Annotated in this window: 11 protein-coding genes; 1 reads left to right on the forward strand and 10 read right to left on the reverse strand. The window is 48.2% G+C overall.

Annotated elements, in window-relative coordinates; translation table 11 throughout:
- Positions 1 to 15 precede the first annotated feature (15 nt).
- Together RDO88_RS08010 and RDO88_RS08015 are read right to left on the reverse strand one after the other, a co-directional pair.
- Complete coding sequence (locus tag RDO88_RS08010; RefSeq protein ID WP_307758871.1) at positions 16 to 2,262, reverse strand: inorganic phosphate transporter; 2,247 nt, start codon at positions 2,260 to 2,262, stop codon at positions 16 to 18.
- 83 nt (positions 2,263 to 2,345) lie between these two features.
- Positions 2,346 to 4,409 carry an RNA degradosome polyphosphate kinase gene (locus tag RDO88_RS08015; protein ID WP_307758872.1) on the reverse strand — a complete coding sequence of 688 codons (2,064 nt, stop codon included), beginning with the start codon at positions 4,407 to 4,409 and terminating at the stop codon, positions 2,346 to 2,348.
- A 117-nt stretch (positions 4,410 to 4,526) separates the two neighbouring features.
- Here RDO88_RS08015 and RDO88_RS08020 point away from each other — a divergent pair, with 117 nt between their 5' ends.
- Positions 4,527 to 5,018 (forward strand): YfcE family phosphodiesterase, encoded by a 492-nt coding sequence (locus RDO88_RS08020; RefSeq protein ID WP_307758873.1) that lies wholly within the window; start codon positions 4,527 to 4,529, stop codon positions 5,016 to 5,018.
- A gap of 53 nt (positions 5,019 to 5,071) precedes the next feature.
- Here RDO88_RS08020 and menA read toward each other — a convergent pair whose 3' ends face one another.
- The 8 genes from menA to RDO88_RS08060 all read right to left on the reverse strand — a co-directional run bounded on the left by menA (position 5,072) and on the right by RDO88_RS08060 (position 15,174).
- Entirely contained in the window at positions 5,072 to 5,974 is a 903-nt protein-coding gene (menA, locus tag RDO88_RS08025; RefSeq protein WP_307758874.1) for a 1,4-dihydroxy-2-naphthoate octaprenyltransferase, read from the reverse strand.
- A 30-nt stretch (positions 5,975 to 6,004) separates the two neighbouring features.
- Positions 6,005 to 6,799 (reverse strand): DUF4493 domain-containing protein, encoded by a 795-nt coding sequence (locus RDO88_RS08030; protein WP_307758875.1) that lies wholly within the window; start codon positions 6,797 to 6,799, stop codon positions 6,005 to 6,007.
- Positions 6,800 to 6,809: 10 nt separating this feature from the next.
- Complete coding sequence (locus RDO88_RS08035; protein WP_307758876.1) at positions 6,810 to 8,612, reverse strand: DUF4493 domain-containing protein; 1,803 nt, start codon at positions 8,610 to 8,612, stop codon at positions 6,810 to 6,812.
- Positions 8,613 to 8,629: 17 nt separating this feature from the next.
- Positions 8,630 to 10,285: a PCMD domain-containing protein gene (locus tag RDO88_RS08040; RefSeq protein WP_307758877.1), complete on the reverse strand. Its 1,656-nt coding sequence runs from the start codon at positions 10,283 to 10,285 to the stop codon at positions 8,630 to 8,632.
- Between the two features lie 30 nt (positions 10,286 to 10,315).
- A complete protein-coding gene (locus RDO88_RS08045) occupies positions 10,316 to 11,167 on the reverse strand; it encodes a hypothetical protein (RefSeq protein ID WP_307758878.1) in 852 nt (283 codons plus the stop codon).
- Between the two features lie 77 nt (positions 11,168 to 11,244).
- Complete coding sequence (locus tag RDO88_RS08050) at positions 11,245 to 13,047, reverse strand: PCMD domain-containing protein (RefSeq protein ID WP_307758879.1); 1,803 nt, start codon at positions 13,045 to 13,047, stop codon at positions 11,245 to 11,247.
- A 6-nt stretch (positions 13,048 to 13,053) separates the two neighbouring features.
- Positions 13,054 to 14,364, reverse strand: coding sequence for a DUF4493 domain-containing protein (locus RDO88_RS08055; protein WP_307758880.1), 1,311 nt, complete (start codon positions 14,362 to 14,364; stop codon positions 13,054 to 13,056).
- 36 nt (positions 14,365 to 14,400) lie between these two features.
- Complete coding sequence (locus tag RDO88_RS08060; protein ID WP_307758881.1) at positions 14,401 to 15,174, reverse strand: DUF4493 domain-containing protein; 774 nt, start codon at positions 15,172 to 15,174, stop codon at positions 14,401 to 14,403.
- Positions 15,175 to 15,219: the final 45 nt, after the last annotated feature.

Raw genomic sequence — 15,219 nt, forward strand, 5'->3', positions numbered from 1 at the left:
TCTGTATAGTGACTTTTATTCTTCTGCCTGGAACTTGCGGCTTACTTTCAGCAGATTGCTTGCATAGGTCACCACGTTTTGTGCTTCTTGTACCATGGTCAGGTATACCATGCTGACCTTGATGCTGCCTGTATGGCTTTGGATGCGTTGAAGCTCTTCACGTTTCAGGTGAGCCAGTTGGCCGTTCAGCTCGTTGGCTTTGCGGATATCGGCTTCCATGCCTTCGTAGTCGTTGTTCGTAATGCGGTTGCGGCATACCTGGAGCAGATAGGTTATGTCTTCTGTAACGTCGGCAAACTCACCCTTCTGGATGGCGTCGAGCGGTACAAAATTGTTGTCTACATGCTCCAGACAGGGTTCGCACAGACGGCCTACGCTATATACCAGTTCGCTGGCAAAGTCGTTGCCTTGATAGTAGTAAAGACCTTTTTCCAAGATGGTATTGTTGTCCAGGTGGCTCATGGCCAATGTGCCTGTACGTTTCATTTGCTTGATGAGCTGTTTTTCAAACTTCACGGCTCCCATGGAACGGCGCAGGCCGCGCAGATTTTCATGCAGGAAGGAGGTTGATGTCCGTTCGAAATTCTCTTCTGTGAAAGCCAGAACCTTGCCCAGCTCTTCGCGTGTGTGGACTTGCAGCAGTTTCAACACTTCGTTGTTGTCCGTACTGCTCAGCAATTGCTTCAGAGTCTCGCTTCCTTTTTCTTTTTCTTTCCGTTTCTTGTACATCACTTGGCTGCGGATGAGCATGAAAACAGCCAGTGCAATGAGCACAACAATGGCGGTTGTACCTCCATAATAGATGACGAGTGCCACGAAGAAACAGATGGTAAAGGCCGCTCCGGCAGTGATGAACCATCCTCCAATGACGCTCAGCACACCTGTAATGCGGAATACGGCAGAGTCACGTCCCCAGGCACGGTCGGCCAGTGAGGTACCCATGGCAACCATGAATGTGACATAGGTTGTGGAGAGAGGAAGTTTCAATGACGTACCCAGTGCAATGAGCAGACCTGCCAGAACCAAGTTGACTGATGCGCGTACAAGGTCGAATGCGGCACCGTCGGCTATGATTGCTTCGTCCTTGCGGAAACGGGTGTCAATCCAACGTTTGGTACTTTCAGGAGTAACCTTGGAAATGCCGTTGGCCAGTGTCAGGCTGAAACGCACCAATGTACGGGCAATCGGCGTGCTTCCGAAGTTTTCCTCTCCTTCATCCTGACGTGAAAGATCAACCGAGGTTTTGATAACGTTGTGTGCCTTTTTCGAAGTGGCAAGGGCTATTACCATAATGGCTCCTGAGCCGAAGAGAAAATACCAGGGAGTTTTGGCCGGTCCTAACAGGGAAGTCATCAGGTAACCGTCGGCGCCGGCAGCTTGTCCGTTGGCCGTGTAGTCCATGAACGAAGAATATCCGGCAAGGGGAACACCGATAAAGTTTACTAGGTCGTTACCGGCAAAAGCCAGTGCCAGCGCAAAGGTTCCCAGCAATACTACAACTTTGAAAACGTTGACCTTGCAGATATGAAGAATCTGCATCAGAATGGTGAAGAACACGAAGAAAGCTCCTATCAGCATCCAGGTGTTGTTGTGTATCCAGTCTTTGTATTCGGCAGTCATGAATGAGCTGTCCTTCAGACCCTTGATCAGCATGAAGTAAATGATACTCGTAGCCGCGATACCGCCGAAGATTCCGATGCTGTACTTCATGTTTTTCTTGTAATTGAAGGAGAATACGATACGTGCCAGCCATTGTACCAGCATACCGAAAAAGAAGGCTATGGCTACGGAGACAAAGATGGCCATGATGACGGACAGAGCTTTGTCTGTATTGATCAGGTCGCCCAATCCTAAAGTACCTTCACTGCTGTAGACCTTGATAAGTGCCAGTGCAAACGTACCGCCCAGCAGTTCGAATACCATCGAGACAGTGGTCGAGGTTGGCATACCCATCGTGTTGAATACGTCGAGCAGTACGACGTCTGTCAGCATTACAGCCAGCAGGATGCACATGATTTCCGCAAAGTAGAAGTGCTGCGGCTGGTAGATGCCATGTCGGGCTATGTCCATCATACCGTTGCTCAGTGCCGCACCGATAAAGACGCCCACACCGGCAATGAAGATGATGGTCTTGAAGGATGCCGCTTTGGCTCCGATGGCGGAGTTCAGAAAGTTGACGGCATCGTTGCTTACGCCCACCACAAGATCGAAGATTGCGAGGACGAACAGGAAGAGAACGATTCCTAAATAGATTGTTTCCATATTCAATAAATGTGTATTTTATTTCCGTTTGCAAAGAACGGGTGTTTGTGTTACAAGTGATTGTCATACATGTTACAATCGTGTTACAATCGTCTCTTCAGATATTCGTAGAAAGCATATTGTGCGCGTACTTCTTCGCGTTGCGGATGGGCTGATTTCCAGCAGTTGTGCAGTTCTCCATCCACAAAACAGGCTTTTCGCCGGTCGGCCAGTTGGATTGTGAGCATATCGGTGAGCTCCTGTTTCAGTTTTTCGTCGAGCACAGGTACTACAGCCTCTATGCGCCGGTACAGGTTGCGGCGCATCCAGTCGGGCGACCCCAGGAAAAGACGGGGCTTGCCTCCGTTGCCGAAATACCAGACGCGCGCATGTTCCAGAAACGTGTCTACGATACGGGTGATGCGGATGTGGCGGCTGTAGGGTTGGCCGGGTATGAGGCAACAGATGCCTCGTACGATAAGGTCTATCTCCACTCCCGCTTCCGAAGCTTCGTAAAGTCTTCCTATCATGACAGGATCTTGCAGAGCATTCATTTTCAGGATGATTCGTCCGCCTCTTCCAGCCTGTGCCAATGCGATTTCCTGGTCAATCAGTTTGTTCAGTTCGGGTATCAGGTTGAAGCGTGCCACCAGCAGTCGGTGGAAGGTGGGGTTGGTCAGTTTGCCCTTCAGAGTACGGAAAAGGGTATGCAGGTCGTTTACAATAACCGGATTGCAGGTGAACAGGCCACAGTCGGCATAAAGAGTGGCAGTCTTCTCATTGAAATTTCCAGTACTGATGTAGGCATAACTGCGAAGTTTGTGCCCTTCTTCATCCTTGCGCAACACCAAGGCCACCTTGGCGTGTACCTTCAGTTTGGGCAGGCTGTAGATGATGCGGATGCCGGCTTCTTCCATCATGGCGGCTGTAGCCAGGTTGTTCTCTTCATCGAATCGGGCTTTCAGTTCTACGAATACGGTCACCTTCTTGCCGTTTTGTGCGGCAGCTATCAGTGTATTGATGACCGCCGAGTTCTCAGCCACACGATATTGTGTTACCATGATTTCTTTGACCGTCGGTTCGTGTACGGCCTCATAGAGGAAATGGATGAAGTGTTCGAATGAGTGATAGGGATAGTGCAGTAGCAGGTCCTGTTTTGCCACGTAATCGAATATTGACTCACGTTCGTCCAGACAAGTCAGTTTCATCGGTTGCGGTTTTTGGATGGAGGGCAGGTTCGGGTTCGGATTGGGCAGGTGACGCAGGTCCTCCAGATTGAGATGCTTGTCGCCCGGCACCAGCTCGTTGCGGTCTATCCGATAAGCGTCAACAAGAAATTCCAGAAAATCGTGCGGCATGGCACGGTCGTAGACAAAACGGCATACGGCACCCGTTTTCCGTTTTTTGACTTTCGTTTTCAGCTGTTCGATGATTTCGTTGCTGCTTGTGGCGTCATCTATCAGGATATCGGCGTCGCGCGATATCTTGATGCAGTAGCTGCTGTCCACCCGATAGCCGGGGAAAATGGTTTGCAGGTTGGCCTTGATGATGTCTTCGATGAACATCAGGTAGTAGTCCTTTCCTTCTTTGGGCAATTCGATGAAACGGGGTACCTTGCTGTAGGGCAGTTTCATCACAAAGTATTCGGGAACGCATTCTTCGCTTTCTCCTTCTGTTTTGCGATAGAGGCGCACGGCCAGATACAGGCGGTTGTCGCGTAGAAAGGAGATGATGCGGTCTTTGGTCACCGGTACCGGCGCCAGATAGGGGAATATCTCTTCCAGAAAGAAGCGGCGGATGAATTCTTGATGGAAAGGTTCCACTTCCTGATTCTGGTAGAAAATGATGTGGTGTTTGCGAAGAGCAGGCAATATCTTTGTTTCGTAGATTCGGATACGGTCCTCCAGCTGGCGGTTTACTTCATTATTGATTTCATCCACCAGTTCGATGGCCGACTGTACACTCTCCTCGTCTTCGGGAGTCTTGCCGGTAGCGATGGCCTTGTGGTCGGCTACACGTACCTTGTAGAATTCCTCGAGGTTGGACGAGTAGATGGAGATGAAGTTGATGCGTTCGTATAACGGCAGCGTATCGTCGTCCGCCTCGAGCAGGACGCGATAGTTGAAAGACAGCCAGCTGATGTCACGTTTGAAGTATTGATATTCCATAATTGTAGATTAAGGGCAAAAGGAGTGGGATAGGTGTAATTATGTTAACTTATTCCGACCCCTTTGGCGAATGTAGGACAAATGTACTTACCTTTGTACACAAAAACAAATGAAAAGATGATAAAAATAGGTCTGTTGTCCGATACACATGGATATTGGGACGAGAAATACTTGCAATACTTTGAGCCGTGCGACGAAATCTGGCATGCCGGTGACATCGGCTCGTTGGAGGTTGCCGAACGGCTGGCTGCTTTTCGGCCTTTCCGTGCCGTGTATGGCAATATCGACGGGCAGGACATTCGTCGTCTCTATCCGCAGACTCTCCGTTTTCGGGTGGAGGGGGCAGAAGTGCTGATGAAGCATATTGGCGGATACCCCGGCAAATACGATCCGTCGATAGCTGGCAGCATCCTTACACGGCCACCCAAGTTATTCATCAGCGGCCATTCGCATATTCTGAAGGTAAAGTATGACAAGACACTCGACTTGCTTCACATCAATCCCGGTGCGGCAGGTAAATATGGTTTTCATAAAGTACGTACCCTGGTTCGTTTTGTTATCGAAGGTGGCGTCTTTAAGGACTTGGAGGTCGTAGAGCTGGCCGGATAATTTTTTCCGGTTGGGAAAATCTTTTTTCCCAGTTGGAGAAAAAAGATGCGGCCTTACGAGAGGAGGGCGGCGCAGAGCAGCAATCCCATGAGCAGCATGTTGCGCGAGGTTTCTCCCAGTATCCTGTTCAGTTCCTTACCTTTTCTTATTTGTATCATCTTTCGCCAGGTCAGTATGTGCAGATACAGGTAGATGCAGGGTGCCCAGATGAACTCCAGCCACGTGAGTCGGGCGGTAACGATAAGGCCGGCGCAGAGGCAGACGGCTGCCAGTCCCAAAGCCAGATATATGTTGGCTCCAAACCGTTCTCCGTATTTTACGACCAATGTCTGCTTGCCGCTGACGAGGTCCTGTTCGCGGTCCCTGTAATTGTTTACTATCAGCAATGTGTCGATGACCAGTCCCGAAACGAGCGACAGCAGGCATACGTCCCAATTCATCTGTCCTGCTTGTACATAATAAGTCCCGCCCACTGGTACAAAGCCGAAGAACATCAGTACCAGCACGTCACCCCAACCTTTGTAGGAGAGCACGGTGGTGTAGAGAAACGCAAACAACAGACACAATACTCCCAGCCCTACCAGTTCCCATCCGCCGTGCGGCAGACTTCCCCAGGCAAAGTACAACGCACCGAGTCCGCATGCACAGGCCAAGGTCAGCACGACGCCGATGCCGATAGTCATGGCATGTGGCGTAATCCATCCTTCTGCACAGGCCCGTTGGGGGCCGAGGCGGTCACTGCGGTCGCTGCCCTTCCGGAAGTCGAACAGGTCGTTGATGAAATTGGCCGCTACCTGCATCAAGCAGGCAAATAACAGACACAATACAGCTTCTTCCGTTTGGAAGTGTCGGTCGGCAAAGGCCAGCGCACTGCCTAGCATTACAGGAATGAGGGCAGCCGTCAGTGTCTTGGGGCGGGTGGCAAGGAGCCAGGCTCGGGGAGAGTTGGGGCGCATAAGTCGTTATGGCTTTGATTGAGGGTGGATTTACTGATATGGATTGATTTTCTCCGTCAGGGGTATTTCTTCGAGCAGGGTCCCGTCCACCGTAACGCCCAGTGTAACAGTCGTACTGGTCGTATCACCTTTTACTTTAACCGAAAGGGTATAGCATTTGGAGGGAGATAAGGCCAGTGTCCCGTTGTAAGGTCCCTTATATGGAGAAGGTAGGTTGACGGTATATGACAATTCCCTTCCCGTTTCGCTTACATTGAAATAGGCTTTTCTATATTGGTAATTGCTTTGGTCGAGGGTAAGAGACCGGTCAGGCGCATCGGTTGCGTGCAGCTCGATGGAGTAGGTGGGGAACGTGCTTTCTATAAAGTTGCTGAAATCCACTTCTACAGACGAGTTTGCCATGCCGCAGTTCACTGTCACGGTTTTCGATTCATTGGCGGTAACTGCAAAAGCCTCTTCTCCGTATACACGCACTTGCCCCCAGCTTTGATTCGCGCTTTCTGCTTCGGCTTCCATACAGTTTTCTGCCGTCAGTACGTAATCCGGACTGGCCGTGCAGGTAAAGGTCGTGCCTGCAATGTCGCCATATCTCTTGTTGGTGAAGAGGGGGGTATCTCCTCGCTTGAGGCTAACCCGGAATTCTTTAATATCTTCCTCGTCGAAATAGAGTGACGATTTGGTAGGAATTTCTACGCCCGTCGTATCCATTACAGCGAAACGGATTTCACCGGTTCCTTCGTTCTGTATAGGGCTGTCTTCGTTCGTACAGGCGACGAACGATAGCAGGCCTATTAGGGAGATGATGTATAGGTTATGTATAGTCATAATTTAATTCTTATTTATATTGTACGGAAAAATGGTCACAAACAACTCCCATGTCACCTACTCCAACAGACCAACTTGATCCATTTCCTTGTGTATAAATGCACACTTTACCGATAGTATTGGTTAACGTAAAAGTTGTACTTATATCATGATATGTGGCACCACCTCCTGGAAGTAAGTTCGATCCCGATAAAGTTGTGATAACAGAAGAGTTTTGCCCAATTTCTGAAGGATGAATTGATACGGTAGGTTTATATGAACTATAGATTGTTCCTCCATACGCATACGCATTCAAAGTCACACTTACGTCTATATCTTTATCTAATGTGATATAAAATTTAGGGGAAAGCGCATAAGCATCTCCTCTTTTTAAAACAAGTCTATCACCACATTTACCATTATTGCTTAAAGTCCAGTTTTCGGGATTTGCATTTCCATTAAAGCTGATATAATACGGTATTCCCGTCACCTCACACTCTACCGATGAAGTTGAATTGTTACTGCCATCAAATGAGGCTGAAGCAGTCAAAGTCCGTTTTCCCCATGGAAGGTTTTGAAACACCGGTGATTTTTCTGTCGAGCTTTCTCCGCTATCCAATGAATAGGTGGCATTTAATAAATCCGCATATTTTTCATTATCAAGAATATCTGGAGCGATATTTGTGGTCAGGGAGATATTAAAGATACCAGAGCCATCTGTTTCGTTTGCAGCTGCCGCTCCCTGCGATTGAAATACGGAATAGCTGGTTTGAGCGGAAACTTTGGCATTGAAAGTTGGCAGAGGCATCGTGATTGTTTTTGCTTCGGTCGCCGTTGCCTCTTCACTAACCTCATTCCCGTCGATGGTATAACTATATTTTAATGTATAATTTCCCTGCGGCAGGTAAGGCCAGTCGTTTTCTATCGCCATTTCTCCTGTACTGCTGAAATCGCTGGTGTTATAACTGCGTACCACTTCACCTGCTTCATTGACCAATGTAGCTTTCCAATTTGTGATTAAAGTGAGAGGAACATTGGATAAATCACCAAAGGACAGTGACACTTTTGTACCGTTTACATAGCCGGACTGGTCGGCTGTGTGTTCAGTTACAGCATTCAGCCCAAATGAAAATATAGGAATATCCGGATCACATTGAATCACATACTTCGTCTGTGCAACAGCCGGAGAAACGACTACCCATTCATGCGAAGTCTCTTTCCCCAATATGTTTGTTCCCTCGAACACTGCGTTTACCGGCTGTCCGGCCTGTACGAACAGATAGTCATTTGTTTTTTCGTTGTTCGCCAGTGTCTCAGAAGCGTTTCCAACCTTGATGGTCAGTGCCCATTCTTTATAATGGTTTTGCAGACTCTCGCTTACGGCAGGCGTTAGCATGGCGTTTGCCAAAACGGCATTGAGGGTCGTTTCCGTCGCCTTTCCGGGTAAAATCTGAACCTGGACAGATGTGGAGAAGTAGGGCGTAGCTTGTATCGGATTGTTATCGCCGCAATAAGCGGTTACCGTATAGCCACCGGCCGTCAGCTCGACGCCTTCAGTTGTCAGTTCACTGTATTTCTTGGGAAAACCCTCCACAGATTCATTACCCATCTGGATGTCAATCATGAAGTCTTCTGCTTGCGGGATGAGTTCTTCGGGAAGGGAGCTTGTTTCTGCTCTGGTCATGGAAGAAAGCTCTACATCCACACTCCCCAATGTCAGGTATAGGCAGCCGGTTCCTTCTCCGTATTCCTGGATGAGGGATTCGCCGGAGCAGCCTGCCATCATTCCGCAAAGGGTGATCAATGTCAGGACTTTGTGTATGATCTTGTTCATATAGGTTTGGTTTATCTCTATTCGTATATCAGTTCAAAATTATCAATCAGCAGTTTACTCCCTACACCTCCAGTGAAATAATCTCCGTATTTGCTGGCTGTAGCTACAACTACAATATATTTTGGGGTGCGGTTTGTATAGCGATAGTCCAACACCAGATCTTTTTGCTGATAATTGGAGTTGGATGATCCTTGTATCAGTTCTGCGTAGGCAATGATCTGGGAGTCTGTTTTATCGAACAGTTGGCGTTCGCTGGGGCGCGTGCGTATTTCCCGTGGTTCGTCCCAATCGGTCAGGGCGATATAAATGTGGCAGGAGTCGGGTTGTCCCTTCAGATAGGTGAAAGCATCTTCGCCCACTTTGTCAATGGTGGCCGACGTATATTTATAGTTGATGCGCAGTTTGGAAGGGAATGAAGAAAATTCCCGTCCGAAACTCAGTACACCGTTGGTACCTACGGTCTTCACATAGCTGCCGGTGAAAATATTGCCTGCCGCAAACTTGAGGACCAGATATTTCGATTCGAGAGAGGCTGCCAGACCACTTCCGTTGCAGGTTTCCTCGGTTGGGATGGAGTTGCTGTCGCTGATGGTGACAGCTCCCTTGTTTCCGGTGTCCCAAAAGGATTCTCCTCCCGAAAACCAAGGGTTCCAGAGCTTGTCTACCTGGTGCCAGTTGTCAAAGCTCCCGTCGGTCAGCGGAGTGGCCGGTGCTGTGGTAAATGTACTGGTATAATCCTCTGATCCGCTTATCTGAATGGTATATTGATAATTGGTACCCGGTTCCAGTCCCTGTATGTCGGCTGTATAGCTGGTGCCTTTGACTTCGATTTCTGTATCTGCTACAGTATTCCAATCGTTGTCTGTTTCTTTTTTGTAGGTGATGGTCGGTCGTTTTCCGCTTTGAATGTTTCCCGAAAGGCTTGCGCTGGTAGCTCTGGCAAAGACACTGGCTTCGTTACTCATTTCTTCTTCCGATTGGTATACATAAACAGTCCATTCCGTATAGGTCTCTGGTGCTTCCCATCCTTGGGTTACCTGGAATACTACCGGTTGGGAAAAGTTGAAGGTTTCGGTTTCGGTCGGGTCAGGAACTACGCTGCCGTGTGTGCCGCCCAGATTGAATGTCTTTACTTTGACCTGACTTAGCGACTGGTCGGGAGCCACATAGATAATCACGTTGTGGTTGATTTCGTCTATGATAACTTTTTGCTGTTGTTCCACTTCTATCTCACGGTTGATAATCTGCTGGACATCAATCTTCCAAACATAGTCCTGATAGGTTCGTAGCGTCATCTGTACCGATTGGGAGAAGTCGACTCTGGTGTCGGTTGATACGGGAAGGGATTCCAGTGATTCAAAACCTGCGGTAGGAAACTTGCTGTAGTTGCTGCATAATGTTGAATCGATGACCAGTGTAGCGTCGTTGGTAACGGTCAGTTTGGTGATGCGCAGTTCAGTGATGTCCACCGTATCGTTTACGTAGAGTGAGATGGTACGATCGTTTTTGTTGATGGTGGTTTGCGTACTGCTGTTTCCGTTGGCATCGCATTGTCCCTCTACTTCAAAGGTCTGGATGCTGCCATCCACAATCGGGTAGGGAATATCGTTCTCAATCTTGCAGGCGGTTACCAGCAGAAGGCAAAAGAGGTAATATAGTATTTTATTTGTCATATTCTTACGAATTCTTGTTTATGGGATATTTTACAAGTAAAAGGTCATGCCAATGTTGATGGAAAACAAGTTGATCTTGAAATTACCCGATGAGGTCCTTCTGGTACCGGTTTCTATCTGGTTGGTTTTCTGATTCTGCCATTTGAAATTATATCCCATTACACCGACTGAAACTTCTACAGCCGACCAGTTTGTCACGAATGCGCTCATACCTGGAGCAATACCTATCTGGAGGTTGTGAGCCTGTTCATAAGTACCGTCATATTCGGTATTCGACCCTGTTGAGTTTTTGCCGACGCCGTAGGCATACGTCAAGCGCAATTCGTTGAAGAGGCCGAAGATTTTGCTTTTGCCGATGGGCATGTAGGTACGCAGGAAGCCTGATACTTGGTATTCGTGTTCCAGATAATATAAGTCTTTGAGGTTGATGTTGAAGTCCTCACCCAGGTTCAGTTCGAAGTTGGCCATATCCAGATAGGTGCGGTTGTAACCGAAGCGCAGACCGGCGGCCATATTATCCTTGAAAAAATAGCCTACGTATGGGCTTACATTGAAAGTATATCCCAGGGCTTCAACATTCTTGATGACGAGGAAGTTCAGGTTGTTTTCTTCGTGTTCGGAGTAGGAAACGGTTCCTCCTGCCAGCCATTGCCCTTTGGGAATGAAAACGGCCTGCATGATGCCGCGGTCAATACGTTCGGGGCGTTCCACTCTTTTTCTTTTCTTCTTTCCGACAATCTTCTCCGTAATGGATGCTGTGGAAGTCTGATTTTCTGTTAAGGTGGTATCTGACAAAAGCTCTTCGGGTTGCATACCTGAGGCTTGTACGCAAATGGTGTTGCCAAAGGCAAACAATAATATGAATAGCAACAGTTTTTGCATAAGGTCTTCTATAAACAAGTATAACCGGAAGAGCAAAGTATAGTCCTTGCTCTTCCGGTTGGGGTTATAATCTTACATTATTCTTGAGCGGTAGTAGGCTGCCCGTAAACCAGTTCCAGGTCGTCAATATACATCGTACTACCCGTACTGCCGGTGAAGTAGTCGCCATACTTGCTGGATGAACATACAATAATCAGATAGTATTCCGCAAGTGGCGTGATGTCTTTATACTTCATGGTAATTGTAAACTCTTTCCATTCACCGTTGGTGGAAACTGCTTCTGCATCGGGCAGTTCTCCGTAGGCAATGATATTCTCATCATTCTCAAGGTCAAAGAATGTAGATAAGTTCGTATTGTCAAGTTGGTGAGGTGCCTTGGCTATGGCCATATAGATGGAACAGAGGTCATCACTTCCTATTTCTGCCACTCCTTCCGGGGTATTATTTCCTCGGTAATCTATTTTGCCGTTGGTATAATGGAACCATCCGTGCAGACCTATAGGACGTGCTGTAAACTTTTGTCCGAAGTCTATCTTGGCACCATTGGTGCCCACCAGACTGTTGAACTTACCGGTATAAAGACTGGCTGCTGCAAATTTACCGATGCCGAAAGCACTGGCATATTGTGATTTCAGTTCTGCCGATTGACCGCCAGCTGTATGTACCGTGGTACTATTCCCTTGGGTTGGGTTTACGTTGACCAATGCACCGGCTCCTGTGGTAGTACCCGGATTACTTGAATCCCAGAAAGAACCATTGATGTTATATTCGTTTTCTGTTACAGGATACCATGTCTTACCGCTCTTGTACCAATTGTCCATGTTACCATTCGGTAACGTTTGGGCATCTTCCGTTGTAAATGTGACGATATCGCTAGCATAAGCGCTTCCATCTTTTTCGTAAACAAGGCGATAATTATATTGGGTAGCGGGTGTCAGGCCTGTAAGTGTAGCTGTGTACTTTTGGCTTTCATTCTTGTAAGTTGCACTACAGGTTTGCCATTCTTCTGTATCTGTAGTCTTGTATTCGAAACGCATGGCTGCCGGATCGATTTCCCCTTCGGATGATGCTACGCCACCTTCCAAATATGCAAAGTTGCTCCAAGCGTTGGCCGGTTGTGCTTCCAGTTGGGTGCTGGCCTCTGTCGAAACATCAAATGTAAAGGTGAAAATGATTTCTTCTCCATTGATGGAAATGGTAGGCTTCTCAATGGAGCCTGCGTCTGCCACCTTGAAGTTCAGGATGTAGTGCTTGCGGGCCTTTACATCGGCGATGGAGGTACTTTGTGAATGTTGTTCTCCGGCTTGGTTGGTTACGTTGACGGTCACTGTCAGGTTGCCCACCGGGAAATAACCCGGCTTCAGTTCGCTGCCCATCACAAAGTCCAGGGCCGCTACGCCTTCCAAGGCTGAGGATACAGTCGTAGTGGCTGAGGCAAACTTCTGGAAAGACTCATCGTAGTTTACGGTTACCTTTACATTGGCCAGCGTGCAGGTGATGTTGGCTGTCACTTCTTTGCCGGTTTCTACGGTGATCTGCTGGCTTCCTGCATAGTAGGGAACATCGAAACCCGACTCAGAGCCGTCGAAACCGTTGGACGAAGCGTTGACGGTATATTGGCCGGGGGCCAGACGGAGCTGCGTTCCTTTCAGCGTCTCCCAGTCGTCGGTACTTTCTACCACTTCTCCTTTGCTGTTTACTATTTGTACGGCAATCTGCTGGGGATTGTAGTTCTCGGGTATGGCTTTCGTGTCTACATACGCATTGGTACCTACTTCGATACGCAGGTAACCGACATTACTTTCCCAATCTTCTTGCTGACAGGATACTACTGACATTAGAGCCAGCAGTATCATAAGGGATAAATATATTTTTTTCATGACCTTTTATTCATTTATGGTTACTTTAAACACACCATTGGCTGTTTCTCCGTTCTTATCGGTTACGGTAATATGAAATTCGTGGGATTTTCCTGGATCAGTAGCACCTGTCATGTCAAGGAAGGTGAAGAATGCCCCAATCGGGAAGGTGTATTCTTTTGTACCATCTGTTGGTGCCTGACTTCCTACAGTTGAAACGAGGTTTCCAAAGTCGGCATTGTCAATCAAATCCACCCCTCCATTTTCGGCAAGGAAGCTTTGACCGTCCATTGTCAGATCCACCAAGATTGCTTGGAAAGCATCGTTACCGGCTGTAATGGTTACGATAATCTTGTCGAGTCCAGCTTCGGAGGCAATATAGGCATCTGCACTGGCTGGTGCATCGCCTGCACTGATGGAGTAGGTGACGTCTGCGGGCAGATTCAAAGTCACTGCACCTTCTGTCCCTTCTCCTCCTTCTCCCGGTTCACTGGGGTCAGTCGGCTCTTCCGGATCGATGGTCGGTATTTCTACCGATTCGTTGCTGTCTTCAAAAGTAATGTTGGTGCTGATGTCAATACCTTCCAGTTCGCCCGTAGAAGATGTTACGGTACCCATATTGATTTCCAAGGCATCTCCTCCTGTGAAAACGTCGCCTACCTCTTCGTAATTTTCAGAAGCATCGCTTTTTTTGAACACACGACGGTCGGTTACAGTGTTTCCGGTTGTGGTTTTAGCCCGGATGTTAACCGTAATGGCCGTTGCATTCTCCGAGAATGCCCAATAGACGGGTGCAGCTTCCAGCTCGTCTTGGGTAAACGCCATGGCCATCTCTCCGCCATCGTCTATCGTGATGGTCCATTCGCTGAAGGCTTCCTTGAAGTCTTCGCCATAGTTCAACTGGATGCGGCTGTTGGCCATGCGGCATACGATGTCGGCTTTGCTGGCAATGTCTTTGCTGACCGTGAGGTCGGTACTGCCGGCATAGTAGGGGGTAGCCATCTGTTTTTCCAGCGTACCCGGAGTGTGCGAGGAGATGGTATATTGTCCCACCGGCACGGTAATGCTGGCCGGCATTTCGGACAGCGTGTTGTATTCGTATATAACATCCGTCACTCCGTCGCTGGTACCCTGGATAACGACGGGATATGTATTGGTATCAATTTCACTGGCGTCTGCGCGTGTCTGCGATACCGGTTGTTTCACGCTGACACCCAGCTCTATGGCGCCGGTATCTTCTTTGTTCACCAAACTGCCTGAAAGCTCGTTTTTCAGTTCGCACGATGCCAGACTGAGTATGGCGGCCGTGCCTAAAAGGAATGTATGTAGAGGTTTCATAATTTTGTGTGATTCTTACATCTGTTATATATACGATTATACCCAGTCGGCAGGAACTTCGATGTCTATTGTTTCATCGTCAGTCGTTTCGTCGACCGTGATTTCAATGCCCAAGCTGCCGTTGTCGTCGGCGGGCGCAATGTTGAGCGTCCACGACTTGTTGGGAGCCAGGGTATATGTCCTTTCCACCGTTGCCGTTTTGTTGTCGCTCAAACGGGTACATTGAATGGTGGCGGTTACTGTTTCGCCTGCATTGTCAACTTTCAGATACCAGGGGTCTTTGTCTCCTTTGGCCCATACGGCTGTACTGCCGGCGGCTTTCAGTGCGGCGGTTTCGTACACAATCGAGTAGTCGCTGAAATATTCGTCCATATTGGACGCGAAAGTGGCTTTTACCTTTCCGCAGGTAGGCTGACAGGTCACTGCAACAGCTTGAACGGGTTCGCCGTTGACCTGAAAACTAGTGTTTCCCACCACATAGAAACTTTCCCGTGAAGCATTACTCTCGGTGCCATAGAACGCCTTGAGGGTGTATGAACCGTTGCTCAGGGTGATTTTCTCTTCTCTCTCCGAGTAGAGGAATTCCTTTACGGGAGTTCCTGCATCGTTCAATATCTGTACGGTGTAGTTGTCCACGTTGCTATAAGAACTTTCGTCGACAGCTTTGGTAAAGGCTGTACTGGTGGAAACGCCCAAAGTAATTGTACCAGTTCCTTCGGATAAGGCGGGCTCGTCGTTTTGTGAAGCGCAGGAACCAAGTATCACGCTGATACTCAGAATCAATGTCGCTAACGTCAATTTCGTATTCATATTTGTCTTTTCTATAAAAATCCGATGCAAAGTAACGACTTTTCC

The organism is uncultured Mediterranea sp. (genome assembly GCF_902493215.1).
Classification (GTDB): domain Bacteria; phylum Bacteroidota; class Bacteroidia; order Bacteroidales; family Bacteroidaceae; genus Bacteroides.